General features: G+C 74.0%; 21 protein-coding genes. 3 read left to right on the top strand and 18 right to left on the bottom strand.

What is annotated here, in order from left to right:
- Nucleotides 1–30: 30 nt before the first annotated feature.
- A complete protein-coding gene (locus ACSNOB_RS27115) occupies nucleotides 31–351 on the top strand; it encodes a hypothetical protein (RefSeq protein ID WP_393110548.1) in 321 nt (106 codons plus the stop codon).
- Between the two features lie 117 nt (nucleotides 352–468).
- Here the strand turns inward: ACSNOB_RS27115 and ACSNOB_RS27120 are convergent, their stop codons facing one another.
- The 4 genes from ACSNOB_RS27120 to ACSNOB_RS27135 form a co-directional block, all read right to left on the bottom strand.
- Nucleotides 469–936 (bottom strand): ribose-5-phosphate isomerase, encoded by a 468-nt coding sequence (locus ACSNOB_RS27120; RefSeq protein ID WP_393110546.1) that lies wholly within the window; start codon nucleotides 934–936, stop codon nucleotides 469–471.
- 71 nt (nucleotides 937–1,007) lie between these two features.
- A complete protein-coding gene (locus ACSNOB_RS27125) occupies nucleotides 1,008–2,207 on the bottom strand; it encodes a DUF1015 family protein (RefSeq protein ID WP_436689610.1) in 1,200 nt (399 codons plus the stop codon).
- 99 nt (nucleotides 2,208–2,306) lie between these two features.
- Complete coding sequence (locus ACSNOB_RS27130; RefSeq protein ID WP_436689612.1) at nucleotides 2,307–2,702, bottom strand: hypothetical protein; 396 nt, start codon at nucleotides 2,700–2,702, stop codon at nucleotides 2,307–2,309.
- A gap of 235 nt (nucleotides 2,703–2,937) precedes the next feature.
- Entirely contained in the window at nucleotides 2,938–3,561 is a 624-nt protein-coding gene (locus ACSNOB_RS27135) for a mycothiol-dependent nitroreductase Rv2466c family protein (protein ID WP_436689614.1), read from the bottom strand.
- 213 nt (nucleotides 3,562–3,774) lie between these two features.
- Here ACSNOB_RS27135 and pepN point away from each other — a divergent pair, with 213 nt between their 5' ends.
- Nucleotides 3,775–6,324 (top strand): aminopeptidase N, encoded by a 2,550-nt coding sequence (pepN, locus tag ACSNOB_RS27140; protein ID WP_436689644.1) that lies wholly within the window; start codon nucleotides 3,775–3,777, stop codon nucleotides 6,322–6,324.
- Between the two features lie 142 nt (nucleotides 6,325–6,466).
- Here pepN and ACSNOB_RS27145 read toward each other — a convergent pair whose 3' ends face one another.
- The 14 genes from ACSNOB_RS27145 to ACSNOB_RS27210 all read right to left on the bottom strand — a co-directional run bounded on the left by ACSNOB_RS27145 (nucleotide 6,467) and on the right by ACSNOB_RS27210 (nucleotide 19,516).
- A complete protein-coding gene (locus tag ACSNOB_RS27145; RefSeq protein ID WP_436689616.1) occupies nucleotides 6,467–6,874 on the bottom strand; it encodes a DUF5130 family protein in 408 nt (135 codons plus the stop codon).
- A complete protein-coding gene (gene ctaJ / locus ACSNOB_RS27150; protein WP_436689618.1) occupies nucleotides 6,861–7,172 on the bottom strand; it encodes an aa3-type cytochrome oxidase subunit CtaJ in 312 nt (103 codons plus the stop codon). Before ctaJ ends, ACSNOB_RS27145 begins: the two co-directional genes overlap by 14 nt.
- Nucleotides 7,173–7,221: 49 nt before the next feature.
- Complete coding sequence (locus ACSNOB_RS27155; RefSeq protein ID WP_436689620.1) at nucleotides 7,222–8,685, bottom strand: amidase; 1,464 nt, start codon at nucleotides 8,683–8,685, stop codon at nucleotides 7,222–7,224.
- A gap of 79 nt (nucleotides 8,686–8,764) precedes the next feature.
- Nucleotides 8,765–9,793 (bottom strand): amidohydrolase family protein, encoded by a 1,029-nt coding sequence (locus tag ACSNOB_RS27160; RefSeq protein ID WP_436689622.1) that lies wholly within the window; start codon nucleotides 9,791–9,793, stop codon nucleotides 8,765–8,767.
- Complete coding sequence (locus tag ACSNOB_RS27165; protein WP_436689624.1) at nucleotides 9,793–10,317, bottom strand: 3-hydroxyanthranilate 3,4-dioxygenase; 525 nt, start codon at nucleotides 10,315–10,317, stop codon at nucleotides 9,793–9,795. The genes ACSNOB_RS27160 and ACSNOB_RS27165 overlap by 1 nt, the downstream gene beginning before the upstream one ends.
- Entirely contained in the window at nucleotides 10,314–10,745 is a 432-nt protein-coding gene (locus tag ACSNOB_RS27170; RefSeq protein ID WP_393110530.1) for a RidA family protein, read from the bottom strand. The genes ACSNOB_RS27165 and ACSNOB_RS27170 overlap by 4 nt, the downstream gene beginning before the upstream one ends.
- 46 nt (nucleotides 10,746–10,791) lie before the next feature.
- On the bottom strand, nucleotides 10,792–11,565 hold the full coding sequence (locus ACSNOB_RS27175; RefSeq protein WP_436689627.1) for a 2-keto-4-pentenoate hydratase: 774 nt from the start codon (nucleotides 11,563–11,565) through the stop codon (nucleotides 10,792–10,794).
- Complete coding sequence (dmpG, locus tag ACSNOB_RS27180) at nucleotides 11,562–12,617, bottom strand: 4-hydroxy-2-oxovalerate aldolase (protein ID WP_436689629.1); 1,056 nt, start codon at nucleotides 12,615–12,617, stop codon at nucleotides 11,562–11,564. The genes ACSNOB_RS27175 and dmpG overlap by 4 nt, the downstream gene beginning before the upstream one ends.
- Nucleotides 12,614–13,582: an acetaldehyde dehydrogenase (acetylating) gene (locus tag ACSNOB_RS27185; RefSeq protein ID WP_436689631.1), complete on the bottom strand. Its 969-nt coding sequence runs from the start codon at nucleotides 13,580–13,582 to the stop codon at nucleotides 12,614–12,616. The genes dmpG and ACSNOB_RS27185 overlap by 4 nt, the downstream gene beginning before the upstream one ends.
- Nucleotides 13,579–14,373, bottom strand: coding sequence for a 2-keto-4-pentenoate hydratase (locus ACSNOB_RS27190; RefSeq protein WP_436689633.1), 795 nt, complete (start codon nucleotides 14,371–14,373; stop codon nucleotides 13,579–13,581). Before ACSNOB_RS27190 ends, ACSNOB_RS27185 begins: the two co-directional genes overlap by 4 nt.
- Before the next feature lie 76 nt (nucleotides 14,374–14,449).
- The gene (locus ACSNOB_RS27195; RefSeq protein ID WP_436689646.1) at nucleotides 14,450–15,931 is read right to left on the bottom strand and encodes a 2-hydroxymuconic semialdehyde dehydrogenase; all 1,482 of its coding nucleotides are present in this window, start codon (nucleotides 15,929–15,931) and stop codon (nucleotides 14,450–14,452) included.
- Between the two features lie 23 nt (nucleotides 15,932–15,954).
- Entirely contained in the window at nucleotides 15,955–17,292 is a 1,338-nt protein-coding gene (locus ACSNOB_RS27200; protein WP_436689635.1) for an FAD-dependent oxidoreductase, read from the bottom strand.
- Nucleotides 17,289–18,596, bottom strand: coding sequence for a kynureninase (gene kynU, locus ACSNOB_RS27205; protein WP_436689637.1), 1,308 nt, complete (start codon nucleotides 18,594–18,596; stop codon nucleotides 17,289–17,291). The genes ACSNOB_RS27200 and kynU overlap by 4 nt, the downstream gene beginning before the upstream one ends.
- 20 nt (nucleotides 18,597–18,616) lie before the next feature.
- Nucleotides 18,617–19,516 carry a tryptophan 2,3-dioxygenase gene (locus tag ACSNOB_RS27210; RefSeq protein WP_436689639.1) on the bottom strand — a complete coding sequence of 300 codons (900 nt, stop codon included), beginning with the start codon at nucleotides 19,514–19,516 and terminating at the stop codon, nucleotides 18,617–18,619.
- Between the two features lie 170 nt (nucleotides 19,517–19,686).
- Here ACSNOB_RS27210 and ACSNOB_RS27215 point away from each other — a divergent pair.
- On the top strand, nucleotides 19,687–20,126 hold a 440-nt coding region (locus ACSNOB_RS27215), incomplete at its 3' end, for an Lrp/AsnC family transcriptional regulator (protein WP_436689641.1).

Consider the following 20,126-nt stretch of genomic DNA (forward strand, 5'->3'; position numbering starts at 1 on the left):
GGGGTGGGCCACGGGCGGTACGGTCGGCTGATGGGGGACGTGGAGCGACGGCGACGCCGGCTACGGCACTCGGGCGGCGACCCGGGCGCGACCGACGGGCCGCAGGCGGCCACCGCCGGCGTGCACGACGGCGCCGATCCCCCGCGCGCTCGCCGGGGCGGCCCGGGCGACGAGGGCGAGCGCGGCCTGCGCGGCCTGGTGGGCTCCGGCTCGTCCCAGGTGAGCGTGACGGCCGCGATGCGGGCCCGCGACGCCGCCCGACCGACCGACGAGGACCTGGCCGCGGCCGAGGAACGCGTGGTGGTCATCCGCCGGAACTGGACCCCCCGCGAGGACCTGCCCCGCCGCTGACGTCGCCGCCCGGCTGCCACCGCGGGCCGCGGTGTGGTCCCCGCGGGCCGTCCACCCCGCCACGATCCGCGCCGCGCGCCGGGCAGGGCGGCCTGCCCGGCGTGGGCGCGGAGGGCGTCAGGGCAGGTCGGGGAGCTGGCGGGTGCGCTCGTAGTCGGCCATCTGGCCGATCCGGCGGGCGTGCCGCTCGTTGCCCGAGAACGGGGTGGTCAGGAACGCCTCGACGATGGCGGTCGCCTCGTCCAGGGTGTGCTGGCGGGCGCCCACCGCGACGACGTTCGCGTCGTTGTGCTCGCGGGCGAGCTGGGCGGTGTCGATGCTCCAGGCGAGGGCCGCCCGGACGCCGGCCACCTTGTTCGCGGCGATCTGCTCGCCGTTGCCGGAGCCGCCGATGACCACCCCGAGGCTGCCGGCGTCCGCCACCACCCGGTCACCGGTGTGCAGGCAGAAGGCCGGGTAGTCGTCGTCCGGGTCGTAGGCGTGCGGGCCGACGTCGACGACGTCGTACCCCTCCTTGGTCAGGTGGTTGACCAGGTGCACCTTCAACTCGAAACCGGCGTGGTCGGATCCCAGGTAGACGCGCATACCGCGCAGTCTTGCAGGGCCCGCGCCCGGGACGCCGCGCGGGCGGCGCCCCGGGGCGGATTCGTCACAACTCAGCGGGACAGCTCGGCGACCACCAGGCCGCCGCGGGCCTTCGGGGTGAACCAGGTGCTCTTGCGCGGCATCTTCTCCCGCGCCAGGTTCACGGCCACGAAGTCGTCCACCGTCACCGGGGCGATCAGGACGGCCAGCTCGGCCCGGCCCGCGTCGACCTCACCGGTCAGCCAGCTCGCCGGGTAGTCGCCGCCGACGTAGGTGATCCGCTTGTCGCCCGGGTCGAGCCCGAGGGCGTCGCGCAGCAGCAGCCGCTCGACCAGCGCGTGGTCCAGGTTCTCCAGCCGGCCGCCGCCGACGTGCGGCAGGGTGACCGCGTAGCCCCCGCCGGGCAGCCGGAGGTGGACGGTGCCGCCGGCTGCCGGGACCTCGACCGGGCCGTCGAGGTCGGTGATCTCGGCGCCGGCGGCGCGGAGCCGGTCGAGCAGTTCGTCGGCGGTGGTGGTCAGCTCGCTGACGAGGCGGTTGTAGGGCTGGATCGCCACCGACGCCGGCGTGGTGATCACCGACAGGAAGCGCGGCAGCCCGCCGGTCTGCGCGGCGAGGCTGCGGTGGTTGCCGTCGGCCACGACCAGCTCGCCGCCGCCCGCGAGGGCGGTCAGCTCGTCCTGCTGCGGGCCGGGGCCGAGCAGCCAGATGGCATGGGTGCGACCGGCCTGGTCGGTGTCGGTCGCCGCGGGCGCCCCGGCCGCGTCGGTCGCCGCCGCGAGCGCGGCGTGCAGCTCGTCGCCGCGCCCGGTCTGGAGCAGGAGTACGGGCGAGAGCAGGTGGCCCAGCGCCTCGGCCAGGGTCACCCGCTCCCGCACCTTGGCGATGAACACGTCCTCGTTGCGGATGACCAGACCGGGCTCGTCGGCCCGGGTGGAGATCTGGTCGGTGTCGGTCATGGCCCAGAGCCCGTACGCCGTCTCCTCCCCCGGCGCGCTGATCCGGTAGAGGACCACGACCTGCTCGGCGGGGGTGTAGCTGCCGTCGGCCTTGGCCTCGGCGAGGCGGGCCACCGCGTCCGGCAGGGCGTCGAGGAAGGACTTGCCCAGGCTTTCCGGGGCCCGGTGCGGCATCTCGATGCCGAGGGCACTGTGCGGGTTCGCCTCGATGATCGCAGTGATCTCCGCGTCGTCCGCGAACTCGTCGTAGTTCTGCGCGCCGGTGCCGCCAGTGGTGATCCAGGCCCGGGCGATCGGATGCACGACCGTCATGTGCGCTCACGCTACCGGCGACGGAAGTCCCGGCACCCGCGGACCCGCACGGCGTCCACCAGATGAAAGGGCGGCCGGGCGGGCGTCGGATCGGGGCGGCTACTTCGCCGGCAGGCGGTGCCGCCCGCCCGAGGCGGGAGCCGTCCGGCGGCCCGTCCCGCCCGGCCCGGCGGGCACGATGGCCCGCGGCCCGGCCGCCGACGCCGGCCGGTGCTCGATCGACGCGTTGCGCCGGTGCTCGGCCGCCGGGGCGAGCCGGTGCTCGGCCGGCGCGTTCCGGCGGTGCTCGGCGGGCGGGGTGAGCCGGGAGGTGGCCGGCACCCGGGCGACGCCGACCACGATCGGCGGGGCGAGCAGGTCCACCATGTGCGCGGGCAGGTCGGGACGGACGGCCGGCCAACGGGAGTCGTCGACCGACCAGTACGCCGCATCCGGGCTCTCGGTCACCTCCTCCCCGGTCAGCGGATCGTCACCGGACGCACGGTGCTTGGCCATCGGGATTGCCTCCACGAGCTGCGAGGGTGCGGCCCTGCGGGTCGCTGCGGCGGACACCGAAGAGAACGAGCCCGCCGGTCCCCCGGTGACGCCGGGGCCGGCGGGGAGGCCGTAACCCCTGGGCGGCGCACGCCGGGCCCGCCGGCCGGGGCCGAACCGACGGGCCGGGCCGACGGCGTCGGCGCGCCGACCGGCGCGGGTGCCGGGGCCGGACCCGGCACCCGCGCCGTCGGGGTCAGTCGAAGATGGGGCCCAGCTCGCGGGAGCGCTTGAGCTCGTAGAAGCCCGGGGTGCCGGCGACCAGCAGGACGCCGTCCCACAGCCGACCGGCAGCCTCGCCCTTCGGGGCCGGGGTGATCACCGGGCCGAAGAAGGCCACCGTGCCGCCGTCCGGGCCGGGCGCGTGGATCACGGGGGTGCCGACGTCGGTGCCGACCGGGCGCATGCCGGCCTCGTGGCTGGCCCGCAACGCCTCGTCGTAGCCGGCGCTGTCGGCGGCGTCCGCCAGCGCGGGGTCGAGTCCGGCGTCGGTCAGCGCGGCCGCGAACAGTTCCGGCGAGAGCTTCTCCTGCCCGAGGTGGATCCGGGTGCCCAGCGCGGTGTAGAGCTTGCGGACGGCCTCCTGGCCGTACCGCTGCTCCACCGCGATGCAGACCCGCACCGGGCCCCAGCCCGTGCGCATCAGCTCCTGGTACTGCTCGGGCAGCTCCCGCCCCTCGTTGAGCACCGACAGGCTCATCACGTGGAAGCGGATGTCCACCTCCCGGACCTGCTCCACCTCCAGCAGCCAGCGGGAGGTGATCCACGCCCACGGGCAGATGGGGTCGAACCACATGTCTACGGCGACACGCTCGCTCACGGTGGGTCCCTTCACGACCAGGGCGCCGGCCTCCCGGCGCCATCCTGCGATCTTCACCCCGGCGGGCATCGACCGACAGCGGAATGAGAGCGTGACCTCGCCCACCGCGGGGTGTTCGTGCATGGAAGACTCGAATCCGGCCGTCACGAGCGGTCGGTGACGGGCGCCAACGAGGCGTACGGCGAGACGGGATGGAGACGAACAGTGCCGGGAGTGCGCAACCTGACGCAGGTCGAGGCCACCGAGCGGGCCCGCCTGCTCGACGTGACCGGGTACGACATCAGTCTGGACCTCTCGACCGCCGTCCAGGCGGCCGAGGGTCGCACCTTCCGATCGATTACCGAGGTCCGGTTCCGGTGCAGCGAGCCGGGGGCGAGCACCTTCATCGAGGTGGCCGCCGACTCGGTGCGGTCCGCCACGCTGAACGGCGCCCCGGTCGACCTGAGCGGCTGGTCGGCGGAGAAGGGCCTGACGCTCTCCGGGCTGGCGGGCGAGAACACGCTGGTGGTCGACGCGGACTTCGCGTACTCGAACAGCGGACAGGGCCTGCACCGCACCGTCGACCCGGTCGACGGCGAGACCTACCTCTACAGCCAGTTCGAGACGGCCGACGCCCAGCGTGTCTTCGCCTGCTTCGACCAGCCCGACCTGAAGAGCGTCTACACCTGGCACGCCACCGTTCCGGACCACTGGAAGGTGGTCTCGAACATGCCGGTGGAGCGCGAGGAGGCGGCGGGCGAGGGCCTGAAGACGGTGCACTTCGCCACCTCCGTGCGGATGAGCACCTACATCACCGCCCTCTGCGCCGGCCCGTACCACGAGGTGCGGGACAGCCACGACGGCATCGACCTGGGCGCGTACTGCCGGGCCTCGATGGCGCAGTACATGGACTCGGACGACCTCTTCCTGATCACCAAGCAGGGCTTCGACTTCTTCCACGAGCAGTTCGGCGTGCGCTACCCGCTGCCCAAGTACGACCAGCTCTGGGTGCCCGACTTCAACGCCGGCGCGATGGAGAACTTCGGCTGCGTCACGCACGCCGAGGCGCACTACATCTTCCGCTCGCAGGTCACCGACTTCGAGTACGAGCAGCGCGCCAACACGATCCTGCACGAGCTGGCCCACATGTGGTTCGGCGACCTGGTCACCATGCGCTGGTGGAACGACCTGTGGCTGAACGAGTCGTTCGCCGAGTGGGCCAGCCACTGGTGCAACACCCACGCCACCCGGTTCCGCGAGGCGTGGACGACCTTCCTGTCCATCCGCAAGAACTGGGGCTACCGGCAGGACCAGCTCTCCTCCACCCACCCGGTGTACTGCGAGATGCCGGACCTGGAGGCCGTCGAGGTCAACTTCGACGGCATCACCTACGCCAAGGGCGCCAGCGTGCTCAAGCAGCTGGTCGCGTACGTGGGCGAGGAGCCGTTCCTGGCCGGGCTGCGGGCGTACTTCGGCAAGCACGCGTGGGGCAACGCCACCTTCGACGACCTGCTCTCCGAGCTGGAGACCGCCTCCGGCCGGGAGCTGCGCAAGTTCGCCGCCCAGTGGCTGGAGACCGCGCAGGTCAACACGCTGCGGCCGGAGGTGACGATCGGCGCCGACGGCACCTACGAGAACGTCGTGGTGCGCCAGGAGGCGCCGGCCGGGCACCCGACGCTGCGCACGCACCGCATCGGGGTCGGCCTCTACGACCTGGCCGACGGCCGGCTGGTCCGGCGCCAGCGGCTCGAGGCGGACGTGACCGGCGACCGGACGGAGCTGGCCGAGCTGCGCGGCGTGCGCGCCGCCGACGTGCTGCTGCTCAACGACGACGACCTCACCTACACCAAGCTGCGGCTGGACGAGCGGTCGATGGCCACCGTCGTGCAGCACATCGCCGGGCTCGAGTCGTCGCTGGCCCGCGCGCTCTGCTGGACGGCCGCGTGGGACATGACCCGGGACGCCGAGCTGGCCGCCCGCGACTACGTGGCGCTGGTGCTGGCCGGGCTGCCCGCCGAGACCGACATCAACCTGGTCACCGCGACGCTGCGGCAGGCCACCACCACGCTCACCTACTACGCCGACCCGGCCTGGGCGCCGACCGGCTGGGCGGAGCTGGCGCGTACCGCCCGCACCGCGCTGGCCGCCGCGGAGCCGGGCAGCGGCTTCCAGCTCGCCTGGGCCCGGGCGTACGCCTCGGCGGCCCGCTCCGCCGAGGACCTGGCCGCCCTGCGCGGCTGGCTGGCCGGCACCGGCGTCCCCGCCGGGCTGACCGTCGACACCGAGCTGCGCTGGACGGTGCTGGACGCGCTGGTCGCCAACGGCGCTGCCGGCCCCGCCGAGATCGACGCCGAGCTGGCCACGGACCGGACGGCCAGCGGTGAGCGGGAGGCCGCGTACGCCCGCGCGCTGGTGCCGACGGCGGAGAACAAGGCCGCGGTCTGGGCCGAGCTGACCGGCCCGGAGGCGCTGCCGAACTGGCGCAACCGGGCGCTGCTGCAGGGTCTCGCCCACCCGGCGCAGCTGGAGCTGGTCACGCCGTACCGGGAGAGGTACTTCGCCGAGGTGGCCACGGTCTGGGCCAACCGCGACAGCGAGCCGGCGCAGGAGTTCGCGCAGCTGGCGTACCCGGCGTACCTGGTGGAGGACGACACCGTGGCGGCGACCGACGCGTGGCTGGCGGGCGACCGCCACCCGGCCCCGCTGCGCCGGCTGGTCGCCGAGGGCCGCGACGGCGTCGTCCGTGCCCTCAAGGCCCGCGCCAAGGACGCCCAGAGCGCCTGAGCGGACGTACCGCTGGGAGATCCTGGTGGGAAACGGCCCCCGGAGGGGTTGCTTCCCACCAGGATCTTTGCGCGGCATCCGCGCACACGACGAAGCCCGGTCCGCTGTGAGCGGACCGGGCTTCGCTGCGAGGTGCGGGCGCTCAGCCCTTGCCGGCGTGGCTGGCGAGCTGGTCGAGGCCGTTGATGATGCCGCCGGCGAGGTCGCCGCCGCCGAAGGCCGCCACCATGGACAGCGCGGCGAGCCGGGCGTACGTGTCCGGGATGCGCTTGCGGGCGTGCCGGCCGGTCACGATCTCCAGCTGGCGCTGGTTGGGCGACACCGCGATCAGCACCGACCGGTCCGGCTCGGCGAGCTGGCGGTGCAGCCGCTCGGCGTGCTCCCGGATCGGCTCGTCGAGGCCGCCGACGAACACCGAGAAGACCAGCCCGGTGCCCTGGTCGGCCAGGCGCAGGGCCTCGTCGATGCGCAGCAGCTGGCGGGTCGAGAACGGCCCGTCCAGCACCTCGGGCGGGTTGCCCGCCGCGGCCTGCTTCTCACCAACGGTCACTTGCGCCTCCGGTTCCACCGGCCGGCGGCTCGATGCCGGCCCGCTCAAGCTTGTGGCTGGTCAGCGCCGGCGCCTGCGCGCCCGCCGCCAGCGCGGTGCCGGCCGAGTCGGCCAGCTGCTCCGGCCGGCCCAGGAACCAGACCGGAGTGAAGTCGAAGGGCCGGCCCGGCCGGTAGCGCTTGGCGCCGCCACCGCCACCACCACGGCTACCGGCGTACGCCAGGCCGGCGATCACCAGCACCGCGGCCGCCGGGATGCCGACGAAGACCAGCAACGTCTCGGTTACAGACAATCCCAACGCCCCCAGGCGGAAGAAGAGACCTCGATCGACCGGGTCGGGTGGACGATCATGGCGTCGACCGCCCGACTCCGCTGCCATTCACGTTAGCGGAGCCGACGGCCCGCCAGATTGCGGGGTGGCGATCCCACCCGCCACTGCCGCGCTCCAGTTGCGCAGCGGTGGCGAGCAACCTCGCGTCGTCGCCGTACCGGCCGGTCAGCAGCACCCCGACGGGCAGCCCTTCGGCGGTGACGCCCACCGGCAGCGAGACGGACGGATCGCCCGTGACGTTGAAGACCGCGCAGTACGGCGAGAACCGGCGTTGCCGCTCGAAGTCCTCGACCGGGTCGCCGCCCTCGGTGAACCAGCCCACCGGGGCCTGGGGCGCGGCGAGGGCCGGGCAGAGCAGCAGGTCACAGCCGGCGGTCCGGCGGACCCCGAGGCGCACCTGTGCCTGGAGCTCGCCGAGCGTGGCGGTGAGGGTGCCGGCGGAGATCTCCGCGCCCCGGGCCCGCAGGAGGCGGGTCAGCGGCAGCAACGCGCTCTCCCGCCCGGGCGGCACGGGTGCGAGCGCCAGCACGTACCAGACGATCTCGAACAGCGGCCACACCGCGGGCCCGAGCGGCGCGGGGACCTCGACCACCTCGTGGCCGGCGGCGGTGAGCAGCGCGGCGGCCCGGTCCACGGCGGCGACGCAGTCGGGGTGGACCGGCTCGTCGGCGAGCATCGGGGCGGTGAACCGGCCCACGCGCAGCCGACCGGGCTCGGCCGCCCGGGCCGACGCGAGCCAGCCGCCTTCGGGCGGGGCGGGCGCCAGGTAGGGCTCGCCGGGCACCGGCCGGGTCAGCACGCCGAGCAGGGCCGCCACGTCGGCGACCGTCCGCCCGACCGGCCCGTTGGTCGGCAGGCCGTAGCCGCCGAAGCCGACCGGACCGCCGGAGACCAGACCCCGGCTGGGCTTGTAGCCGACCAGGCCGCACAGCGACGCGGGGATGCGCAGCGAACCACCGCCGTCGGAGCCCTGGGCGACCGGCACCAGCCCGGCCGCGACGGCCGCCGCCGCCCCGCCGCTGGAACCCCCGGCGGTGTACGCCAGGTCCCACGGGTTGCGGGCCGGCGGGGCGACCAGCCCCTCCGAGTAGAGCGAGCAGCCCAGCTCGGAGGTGGTGGTCTTGCCCAGGCTGACGAGCCCGGCCTCCGCCATGAACCGCACCACGTCGGCGTCGACCGGCGGCACGAAGTCGGCGAAGGCGGCCGAGCCGAAGGTGGTGCGCACCCCGGCGGTGAGGGTGAGGTCCTTGATCGCGGTCGGCACGCCGTGCAGCGGACCGCGCTCCCCGGCGGGGACGGCGTCGGCGGCGCGGGCCGCCGCGCGGGCCCGCTCCGGGGTGACCGTGACGAACGCGCCGACCGTGTCGCCGAGCGCGTCGACCCGGGTGAGGTGGTGCTCGACCAGCTCGACGCTGGACAGCTCGCCGCGGGCGATCGCGGCGGCCTGCTCCAGCGCGGTCAGGTCGTGCGGCTCGGCCATCCCGTCATACTGCCTGGTCGGGCCGCCGCTCGCCGGACGACACGGCCGGCCGACCACCCACCCGGACGGCGACCCACCGCTACCGGCCGAGGAAGCGCAGCGCGTTGCCGCCGAGCAGCAGGGCGCGCTGTTCCCCGGTGAGGAAGTCCGCCTCGTGCACCACCCGGCCGACCGGCCGCTCCCCCAGCGGGTACGGGTAGTCGCTGCCGAGCAGCACCCGGTCGAACCCCATCGTGTCGACCAGCAACCGCAGCGCCGCCGGGGAGAACACCACCGAGTCGACGCAGAACCGGTCGACGTAGGAGCTGGGTGGGGCGGTGGAGGATCCGCGTACCAGGTCGCCGCGGCGGTGCCAGGCGTTGTCGGCACGGCCCAGCCAGAACGGGAAGCTGCCGCCGCCGTGGGCGAAGCAGATCCGCAGCGTGTCGGGCACCCTGTCGAAGACGCCGCCGAGGATCAGCGCCAGCACCGACAGGTGCGTCTCGGCGGGCATCCCGGCGAGCCAGCGGGCCATCCACCGGTCCAGCCGGGGGCCGCCGGGCATGTCCCAGGGGTGCACGAAGACCGGGGCGCCGACCTCGGCGCAGTGCGTCAGGAACTGCACGATCCCCGCGTCGTCCAGGTCGCGGTCGCCGACGTGGTTGCCGATCTCCACCCCGGCGTGCCCGGCGGCAAGGCAGCGGTCCAGCTCCGCGCAGGCCGCGTCCGGGTCCTGCAACGGCACCTGGCAGAACGGCACCAGCCGGTCGCCGCCCGCGGCGGTGACCTCCAGGGTGAGGTCGTTGAAGATCCGGGCGACCTTCGCGGCCTGCGCGGCCGGGCGGTCGTAACCGAAGAAGACCGGGGTCGGCGAGACCACCTGGACGTCGACGCCGTCCGCGGCCATGTCGCCGAGCCGCGTCGGGGCGTCCCAGCACTCCGCGCCGATTGGCCGGAACTCCGTCTCCCCCACCATGATCATGGCCGCGCGCTCGGAGTCGACCCGCAGCCAGGGCCAGCCGGACCCGCCGCACGCCGCGGCGAGGTCCGGCCATCCCTTCGGTACGACGTGCGTGTGCACGTCGACCACCGGGAGCCGCGCCGGCAGGCCCTCGGCAGGAACCGTCATCAGCCCTTGCCCGGGTGCAGCGCGCCGCAGTTCGCGCAGGTGCGGGCGGCCTCGTCGGCGTAGAACGCCTGGAAGACCGGGGGCAGGTCGGCGGCGATGTCGCGGACCTGCAACTCGACCTCGTGCACCTTGTGCCCGCACTCGGCGCAGTACCACTGGAACTTCTCCAGCGTGCCCTCCTCGCGGACCCGCTCCACGACCACGCCGATCGAGCCCGGCTCGGGCCGCTGCGGCGAGTGCGGGGTGTTGCGCGGCAGCATCCACATCTGGCCCTCGCGCACGTGCACCGTACGCGGCCCTTCCGGGAGCATCAGGTTGATGTGCATGTTGCCCTTGACCTGGTAGAAGAACTCCTCGTACGGGTCGACGTGGAAGTCGGTGCGCTGGTTGGGCCCACCCACCACCATCACGATGAAGTCGTCCCCGCCCGGGAACATCTCCTTGTTGCCGACCGGCGGCTTCAGCAGGTGCTGGTTCTCCGCGATCCACCCAGGAAAGCTGAACGGCTCGGCGATCTCACTCACGACGACTGACCTCCTTGCGGGAGCACGGCCACGGCCTGGATCTCGATCAACAGATGCGGGTGGGGCAACTGGTGCACCGCCACCGTCGTGCGGGTCGGTCCGGTCGCGTCGAAGAACTCCGCCCAGACCTCGTTGTAGCCACCGAAGTCGTTCATGTTGACCAGGTAGCTGGTGACCTGCACCAGGTCGGACAGGTCGGCGCCGACCGAGCGCAGCAGGTCCCGCACGTTCTCGATCACCGCGCGGGTCTGCGCCCGGATGTCGAGGTTCGTGGTGCCGAACTCGTCGACCTCCACACCGGCGAAGGTGTTGTCCGGCCGCCGGGACGACGTGCCGGAGACGAAGACGAACCCGCCGGCGACCTTGACGTGCGGAAACGCCCCGCGCGGCACGGCCTTCCCCGCCACGACGCGCGCCTCGCCGGTCATGACCCACCACCTGGCAGCCACGCCCGAGCGGAACCCCCACCCCCGATCACGACGACGCCCGCAGCGAAGCGGTGCCGAGCTTCTCGACGACGGCCCGGACGTGCGCCCCCGGACGCAGCGGCACGGCGGCGGTCGCCGCGCCGGCCAGGAAGACCCAGCCGGAGCGCAGCCGCACCCCGTGCCGCCCGGCCAGCCGGATGCCCTCGTCGAGCGCCCGGCGCGGGTCGCCCAGGATGGCGGCGGTCGAGCCGACCTGCGCCACCCGCCCGTCGACCTCCAGCAGCACGCCCAGGTTGTCCAGCCCGTCCGGCACCGGGCGCCACGGCCCGACCACGAACGCGGCGGCCGAGGTGTTGTCGGCGATCACGTCGGGCAGCGAGAAGGCGAAGTCCGCGTACCGGGAGTCGATCAGCTCGATGGCCGGGGCGACCGCCCGGACCGCGTCGGTGAAGTCGCCGACCGGCTCGCCGGGCTCGGGGAGCCGGTCCAGCAGGAACGCCACCTCCGGCTCGACCCGGGGGTGGATGTGGTCGCCGACGTCGACGGCGCCGCCGTCGGGCACCCGCATCGCGTCGGTGAGCCGGCCCCAGATCACCTCGTCCACGCCGACCTGGGCCATCTTCGCCCTGCTGGTCAGGCCCATCTTCAGCCCGACCAGCCGTTCTCCCCGGTCGAGCCGGCGTTGCAGCAGCGCGGTCTGCACCGCGTACGCGGCGTCGACGTCCAGGCCGGTCTCGGCGGCCAGTTGCGGGATCGCGGTGGCCGTGTCGGCCGCCACGCCCAGCCGCTCGGCGATCCCCGCCGTGTCCGGGCCGATCACGATTCCCCCTTGCCGGCGAGGTCCAGCGCCACGTCCACGATCATGTCCTCCTGCCCGCCGACCATCCGGCGCCGGCCCAGCTCGACCAGGATCGAGCGGACGTCCACGCCGTACCTGGCCGAGGCGCGCTCGGCGTGCCGCAGGAAGCTGGAGTAGACCCCGGCGTACCCGAGCGAGAGCGTCTCCCGGTCGACCTGGACCGGGCGGTCCTGCAGCGGGCGGACGATGTCGTCGGCGGCGTCCATCAGCGCGAAGACGTCGCAGCCGTGCTTCCAGCCGTGCAGCTCGGCGACCGCGACGAAGACCTCCAGCGGCGCGTTGCCGGCCCCGGCGCCCTGGCCGGCCAGCGAGGCGTCCACCCGCACCGTCCGGCCGGGCGGCGAGCCGACCGGCCCGTCGCCGAGGATGCGGCCGTGCTCGACCGCGACCACGCTGTTGGCCACCCCGAGCGAGAGGTTGTGGTGGGCGTGGATGCCGATCTGCGTCTCCGGCCCCAGCACCTGCCGGTACGCGTCGACCCGCTCGGCCACGTCGGACATCAGCAACCGGCCCCCGGAGTCGGTGACGTAGACGCAGTGCGCGCCGTACGACTCCATCAGCTTGGCCTGGGCGGCCAGCCCGGCCGGGTCGTTCATGTGCGACATCATCAGGAAGCCGGAGACGTCCATGCCGTTCTCCCGGGCCCACGAGATGTGCTGGGCCGAGATGTCCGCCTCGGTGCAGTGGGTGGCGATCCGCACGCTGGTCACCCCGAGCGCCTTCGCCGCCCTCAGGTCGGCGATGGTGCCGATCCCGGGCAGCAGCAGCGTGGTCAGCTTCGCGTGCGTCATCACCTCGGCCGCCGCCGAGATCCACTCGGCGTCGCTGGCCGCGCCGTGGCCGTAGTTGACGCTGGAGCCGGCGAGCCCGTCGCCGTGCGCCACCTCGATGGCGGCCACCCCGGCCGCGTCCAGGGCGGCGGCGATGGTGCGCACCTGGTCGACGGTGTAGCGGTGGGCGATGGCGTGCATGCCGTCGCGCAGCGTCACGTCCTGGATGTACAGGTCGGTCATGCGGTCACCTCCGCGGCGTCGCCGGCCGACGCGCCGACGCCGCGGGCCGACGCCCGCCGCGCCACCAGCCGCTCCGCGGTGCGCAGCGCGGCCGAGGTCATGATGTCCAGGTTCCCGGCGTACGCCGGCAGGTAGTGCCCCGCGCCGGAGACCTCCAGGAAGACCGAGACCTGCAACCCGGTGAGGTTCCGGCCCAGCGTCGGCACGTACGTGTCGATCCAGTCGAACTGCACGGTCTGCTTGAGCCGGTAGCCGGGGACGTACTCCTGCACGGCCGCCACCATGTCGGCGACCGAGGCGGCGATCGCGGCCCGGTCGGCGTCGTCGTCCGGGCAGAGGCAGTAGACGGTGTCGCGCATCAGCAGCGGCGGGTCGGCCGGGTTGAGCACGATGATCGCCTTGCCGCGCTCGGCGCCGCCGACCACCTCGATCGCCCGGGCGGTGGTCTCGGTGAACTCGTCGATGTTCGCCCGGGTGCCCGGCCCCGCCGACTTCGAGGCGATCGAGGCGACGATCTCGCCGTACGCCACCGGGGTCACCCGGCCGACGGCGGCGACGATCGGCACGGTGGCCTGCCCGCCGCAGGTCACCATGTTGACGTTGCGCTCGTGCAGGTGCTCGTCGAGGTTGACCGGCGGCACCACGTACGGGCCGATCGCGGCGGGGGTCAGGTCCACCACCGTGCGGCCGTGCGCGCGTAGCACCGCGTCGTTGTGCCGGTGCGCGCCGGCCGAGGTGGCGTCGAAGACCAGCTCGACGTCGGCGAACTCGGGCATCGCCACCAGCCCGTCGACACCCTCGGCGGTGGTCGCCACGCCGAGGCGCCGGGCCCGGGCGAGGCCGTCGGACTCCGGGTCGATGCCGGCCATCGCCACCATCCGCAGCGACTCCGAGAGCCGGAGCACCTTGATCATCAGATCGGTGCCGATGTTGCCCGACCCGATCACCGCCACCCCGACACTCATGACGCCTCCTGGGAGAAACACGTCCGGACCGAGCCGAGGCCGGAGATCCGCGCCTCGTACGCCGCGCCCGGGGTCACCGGCACCATCGGGCCGAGTGCCCCGGAGAGCACCACGTCACCCGCGCGCAGCGGGTCGCCGGAGCGGGCCATCGTCCGCGCCAGCCACTCCAGCGCGTGCAGCGGGTTGTCCAGGCAGGCCGCGCCCGCCCCCACCGACACCGGCTCCCCGGCGTGCTCCAGCACCATCCCGCACAGCCGCAGGTTTATGTCGGCGAGCCGGCGCGGCGTGGTGCCGAGCACGAACAGGCCGCTGGAGGCGTTGTCGGCGACGGTGTCCACGATGGAGATGTCCCAGCCGGCGATCCGCGAGTCGACTATCTCGATCGCCGGCAGCAGGTGGTCGACCGCCCGGATCAGGTCCGCGGTGGTGATCCGCTCGTCGGGCAGGTCCGCGCCGAGCACGAAGGCGACCTCCGCCTCCACCCGGGGCTGGAGCAGCCGGTCGAGCGCCACCTCGGCGCCGTCGGGCACCGCCATCGCGTCGGTCAGCACCCCGAAGTCGGGCTGGTAGACGCCGAGGCTCTCCTGCACGGCCCGCGACGTCAGCCCGATCTTCGCGCCCACCCGGCGGTAGCCCCGCTGCAACCACTGTCGCACCTGGAGCTGCTGGACGACGTACGCCGAGGTGACATCCCCCTCGGGCAGCAGCCGGCCGCGCAGCGGCGGGCAGGGCTTGCCGTGCTCCCGCGCGTCGACCAGTTCCCTGGCCGCGGCATCGTAATCGACGCTCATGCCGGCTCCTCGCTCCGTTCGGAGCCGCCACGAGGCTCCACGACACTGCGCCCGAGGATTCGCTCGCTGCGCTCGCTCATGACAGGTCCACACAGACGTTGGTGAGTTCGGAGTAGAAGTCGAGCGAGTGCACGCCGCCCTCGCGGCCGATCCCCGACGCCTTCACCCCGCCGAAGGGAGTGCGCAGGTCGCGCAGGAACCAGGTGTTGACCCAGACGATGCCGGCGTCGAGCCGGGCGCCGGCGCGGTGCGCCCGCCCGACGTCGCGCGTCCACACCGTCGCCGCCAGGCCGTACTCGGTGCCGTTGGCCAGCGCGTACGCCTCGTCCTCGGTGTCGAACGGGGCGACGTGCACCACCGGGCCGAAGATCTCCTCGGTGTTGGTGCGGGCGTCCGGGCCCAGCCCGGTCAGCACCGTCGGCTGCACGTACGCGCCGCCGTCGCGGGCGTCGCCGAAGGCCGGCGCGCCGCCCCCGGCGAGCACCTCGGCGCCCTCCGCGCGGGCCAGGTCGTAGTGGCCGAGCACCTTGGCGCGGTGCTGGTGCGAGATCAGCGGCATGTTCACCGTGGCCTCGTCGGCCGGCCAGCCGTACGGCAGCTCGCCGGCCCGCTTCGCGAGCCGGGCGGTGAACTCCTCGAACACCGGGCGCTGCACGTAGATCCGCTCGGTGCAGAGGCAGACCTGCCCGCCGTTGGTGAAGCTGGAGCGCACCGAACCGGCCACCGCCGCGTCGAGGTCGGCGTCGGCGAAGACCAGCCCGGCGTTCTTGCCGCCCAGCTCGAAGGAGACGGCCTTCACGCCGTCGGCGGCGGCCCGCATGATGGCGCTGCCGGTGGCCGACTCGCCGGTGAAGGTGATCGCGTCGACCCCCGGGTGGCGGGTGAGGAACTCCCCCGCCGAGTCCGGGCCGAAGCCGTGCACGAGGTTGAACACCCCGTCCGGCACCCCGGCGGCGGCCATCACCTCGGCGAGCAGGGTCGCCGAGGCCGGGGTCTCCTCGCTGGGCTTCACCACCACCGTGTTGCCGCAGGCCAGGGCCGGGGCGACCTTCCAGGTGAGCAGCAGCAGCGGCAGGTTCCACGGCACGATCACCGCGACCACGCCGACCGGCTTGCGGACCGCGTAGTTCAGCGCCCGGCCGCCGGTCGGGGTGACCGTGGTGAAGGACTCGGTCGGCGCGGTCGCCACGATCTCGGCGAAGGCGCGGAAGTTCGCCGCCCCGCGCGGGATGTCCAGGGTGCGGGCCTGCGAGATGGCCTTGCCGGTGTCGGCGACCTCGGCGGTGACCAGGTCGTCGAAGCGGCGCTCCAGCTCGTCGGCGACCCGGCGGAGCACCTCGGCGCGCTCCCGTTCCCCCATCCCGCCCCACGGCCCGCGCAGCGCCGCCCGCGCGGCGGCGACCGCGTCGTCCACGCACGCCCGGTCGGCCTCCGCGACCTCGAACACCGGCTCGCCGGTGACCGGGCTGCGCTTGGTGAACCGCCGCCCGCCCTCGACGAACTCGCCGCCGACGAAGTTGCGCAGCAGGCCCGGGCCGTCGGGCGCCCGCCCGGCCATCAGCCGGGGATCCCAGGTGACGGTCATCGACGCCTCCCTCGGTTGATCGCCACGCCGACCGCGCCGGCCAGCAGCACCGCCGCGCCGGCGGCCACCGCGCCGAGCAGCCGGTGCTGTCGGCGGACGCGCCGCACCACCTCGGCGTACGGGGTGGTCGAGAAGGACACCAGCTCGTACCGGGAAACGTACCGGCCCGGCAGCGCCCGTTCCAGCGCGTGCTCGACCTTCCGGCCGGCCTGGAACAGCGGCGAGGCCACCTTGTCGCGCATCTCCACGAAGTTGGCCAGCGCCATCTGGGCGATCGCCTCGGCGTTGGCCTGCCGGCGCTCCTGGAACAGCGGCAGCGCCGCCGACCAGTCGTCGGCGCACTCGTCCAGGCAGCGGTCCAGCTCGACCACGTCCTCGAAGGCGCAGTTCGCGCCCTGGCCGTAGAACGGGACGATGGCGTGCGCGGCGTCGCCGAGCAGGCCGACCCGTCCGTACGCCTGCCACGGGGTGCAGCGGACGGTGCCGAGCACGCCCACCGGGTTGTGCTGGTAGTCGTCCACCAGGTTCGGGGCGAGCGGCGGCAGGTCCGGGTAGTGCTCGGCGAAGTGCCGCTCGATCGCCGCCGGGCTGCCCAACGAGGCGAAGCTGGCGGTGCCGTGGGTGGGCCAGAAGAGGGTGCAGGTGAAGGAGCGGTCCGGGTTCGGCAGCGCGATCATCATCGAGGTGCCGCGCGGCCAGATGTGCAGCGCGTCCGGGTCGAGGGCGAAGTCCCCGCCCAGCGGCGGGATCGTCAGCTCCTTGTAGCCGTAGTCGAGGAAGTCCAGGCTCTCGGTCAGCAGCCCGTACGCCAGCAGCTGCCCGCGCACCGCCGAGCCGGCGCCGTCGGCGCCGAGGACGACCGACGCGGTGGCCGCGACCTTGCCCGTCGGGGTCTCGAAGGTCATCTCGCCGGTGGCCGGGTCGAGGCCGACCAGCCGGTGGTCGAAGGCGATCCGCACCCCGGGCAGGGCCGCGGCCGCGTCCAGCAGGGCGTTGTTCAACGCGCCCCGGCTGATCGAGTTGATCGCCCGGTCGCCGGAGGCGCTGTACGACTGGAACTGCGGCTCGCCGGCGACGGGGTGGATCATCCGGCCGCGCATCGGCAGCGCGTCCGCCAGCACCTGCCCGTCGAGGCCGATACGGCGCAGCGCGTCCAGGCCCCGCTCGGAGAGCGCCAGGTTGATCGAGCGTCCCCGCTCGACGGTGCCGGTACGCGGGTCGGGCCGCCGCTCGTAGAGCGCCACCCGGTAGCCGCGGCGGGCCAGGAAGCAGGCCAGCAGGCAGCCGGCCAGGCCGGCGCCGACCACCGCGACCTCGTCGCGCTCCGCGGTCATGAGGTCACCTCCACGGTGGCGGCCAGCGCGTCGGCGACCCGCCAGCAGTCGAGGTACGTGGAGTAGAGCGGCACCGGGGCGAACCGGACGATGTCCGGCTCCCGGGCGTCGGCGATCACGCCGTGCTCGTGCCGCAGTCGCTTGGCCAGCCCGGCGGCGCTGCCCGTGCCGATGCGCACCGAGAGCTGGCAGCCCCGCCGCGCGGGGTCGCGCGGGGTGACCACGGTCAGCGGGCGCTCCGCGGTCACCTCGTCGAGCAGCCCCGCCAGGTAGCCGGTGAGGCGGAGGCTGCGCTCGCGCAGCGCCGGCATGCCGACGGAGTCGAAGAGCTCCAGCGACGTCCGCACCGGGCCCATCGCGAAGATCGGCGGGTTGGAGACCTGCCAGGCCTCCACGGTGGCCGGCGGCCGGGAGACCGGGGTCATCTCGAACCGGGTCGCCGCGTCGGTGCTCCACCAGCCCTCGAAGCGGGGCAGGTCGGGGTTGCCGAGGTGCCGCTCGTGCACGAACACCCCGGCCAGGGCGCCCGGCCCGGAGTTGAGGTACTTGTAGGAGCACCAGGCGGCGAAGTCGACGTCCCAGTCGTGCAGGGCCAGCGGGACGTTGCCGGCGGCGTGCGCCAGGTCCCAGCCGACCACGGTCCCCGCCGCGCGGCCGGCGGCCGTGATCGTCGGGATGTCCATCAGCTCGCCGGTGAGGTAGTTGACCCCGCCGAGCAGCACCAGCGCCACCCGGTCGCCCTCGGCGGCCAGGTAGTCGGTCACGTCCTCGGTGCGCAGGGTGTCCTCGCCGTCGCGCGGGCGCAGCCGGACGACGGTGGCGTCCGGGTCGAGGCCGTGGAAGCGGGCCTGGCTGCGCACGGCGTAGCTGTCCGAGGGGAAGGCGCTGTCCTCGATGACGATCCGGGTCCGCGCCCCGGCCGGCCGGTAGAAGCTGACCATCAGCAGGTGCAGGTTGACCGTCAGGGAGTTCATCACCACGACCTCCGCCGGGGCGGCGCCGACCAGTCGCGCGGCGGGCGCCGTCAGCAGCTCGTGGTACGGCAGCCAGGGGCGCTCCGCCTCCAGGTGGCCCTCGACGCCGAGCCGGCTCCACGCGTCCAGGTCGGCGAGGAGTTCGCCGCGGGTGGCCCGCGGTTGCAGGCCGAGGGAGTTGCCGGCCAGGTACGCGGCCTCGGGGTAGCGACCGCCGTCGGCCGGCGGCACGTGGAACAGGTGGCGGTGCCCGGGGTCGGCGTCGTCGCGGCGGCGGGCCTCGGCCTCGCCGTCGGCCGACCGCCACGACTGCGGTGCGGGGGTGTTCATCGGGGTGTCTCGCTCTCCGGTCACATCGCGGTCCGGGCCGACCACAGCTCGGGGAAGACCACCCGGGCCATGCTGCGCTGCAACCACGCCAGTCCGGCGGAGCCGCCGCTGCCGACCTTGGCGCCCATTGTGCGCTGCACGGCCTTGACGTGGTGCTGCCGCCAGTCGCCGAACTGCTCGGCGACCTCGGTCAGCGCCTCGCCGAGCAGCCGGAGGTGGTTGTCCGGCCCGGCGCCGGCGTAGATCCGCACCCAGGCCGCCTCGACCGCTGCGTGTGGCTCGTGCTCGACGGCGACGTCCCGGTCGAGCAGGTCGGCCGGGAGGTGGTGGCCGTGCCGGGCGAGCAGCGCGAGCACGTCGTCCCAGAGGCTCGGCGCGGCCAGGGTCGCCCGCAGCTCGGCGTACACGTCGGCCTGGCGGCGGAAGGGCCGGATCAGCGTCTCGTCGCGGAGCCCCAGCAGGAACTCCAGGTGCCGGTACATCGCCGACTGGAAGCCGGAGCCCTCGCCCAGCAGGTTGCGGAACCGGTTGAAGTCGGCCGGGGTCATCCAGCGCAGCCCCTTCCAGGCGGCGTTCAGCGCCTCCAGGTGCAGCGCGGCGCGCCGCAGCGGGGCCAGCGCGTCCCACACCCGGTCGGCGCGCAGCAGCCGCTGGGTCTCGCGCAGCTCGTGGCAGGTCAGCCCGAAGTACAGCTCCATGATCTGGCTGACCATCAGGAAGGACATCTCGCCGGGGTCGTCGCTCAGCGGCCGCTGCAACCGGTGCAGCGTGCTGGCCTGCACGTACGCGTCGTACGGCACCCGCTCGGCGAACTCCAGGGTCGGCTCGCCGCCGTTGCGGGCCGCCCGGGCGGCCCGCTGCCGCGGGGTGACCGGGCGCACCGCCGCCCGGGTGGGCGCCCGCAGGTCCGTCTGCTCCACCGGTCCTCCTCTGCTCACTCGGGTGCGCGGCCGTCGGCCGAGCCGGGTGACCGACATGATCCCGCGGCGGAACGGGCTGATGGAATGCCGGATCAACGGCTCTACCACCGCCCGACCTGCGGCGCGAAAGGTGCGAGCGCGATTCGGCTTCCAGAAAGTAAGGTCGCCTCATGGACGACATGGACTGGGCGCTGCTGCGGGAACTGCAGGCCGACGCGCGCCTCTCCTTCAGCGAGCTGTCCCGGCGGGTGCACCTGTCGCCGCCGGCCGTCGCCGAGCGGGTGCGCCGGCTGGAGGAGGCCGGGATCATCACCGGCTACCACGCCCACGTCGACCTGACCCGGGCCGGCCGCACGGTGGTCGCGCTGATCCGGATGTCCTGCTACGGGTCGCGGTGCATCCTGCACGACCCCGACGTGGCGGGCTGGCCGGAGATCCTGGAGATCCACCGCATCACGGGCGACGCGTGCAGCATGCTGAAGGTGGCGGCCGGGTCGATCGGGGAGTTCGAGGCCGTCATCGACCGGCTCGCCCCGTACGGCCAGCCGTCCAGCACGATGGTCCTGTCCACCCCGCTGGACTGGCACCCCGTCACCCCGCTGCCCTCCTC

The organism is Micromonospora sp. URMC 106 (genome assembly GCF_051386395.1).
In the GTDB taxonomy this organism is placed as follows: domain Bacteria; phylum Actinomycetota; class Actinomycetes; order Mycobacteriales; family Micromonosporaceae; genus Micromonospora.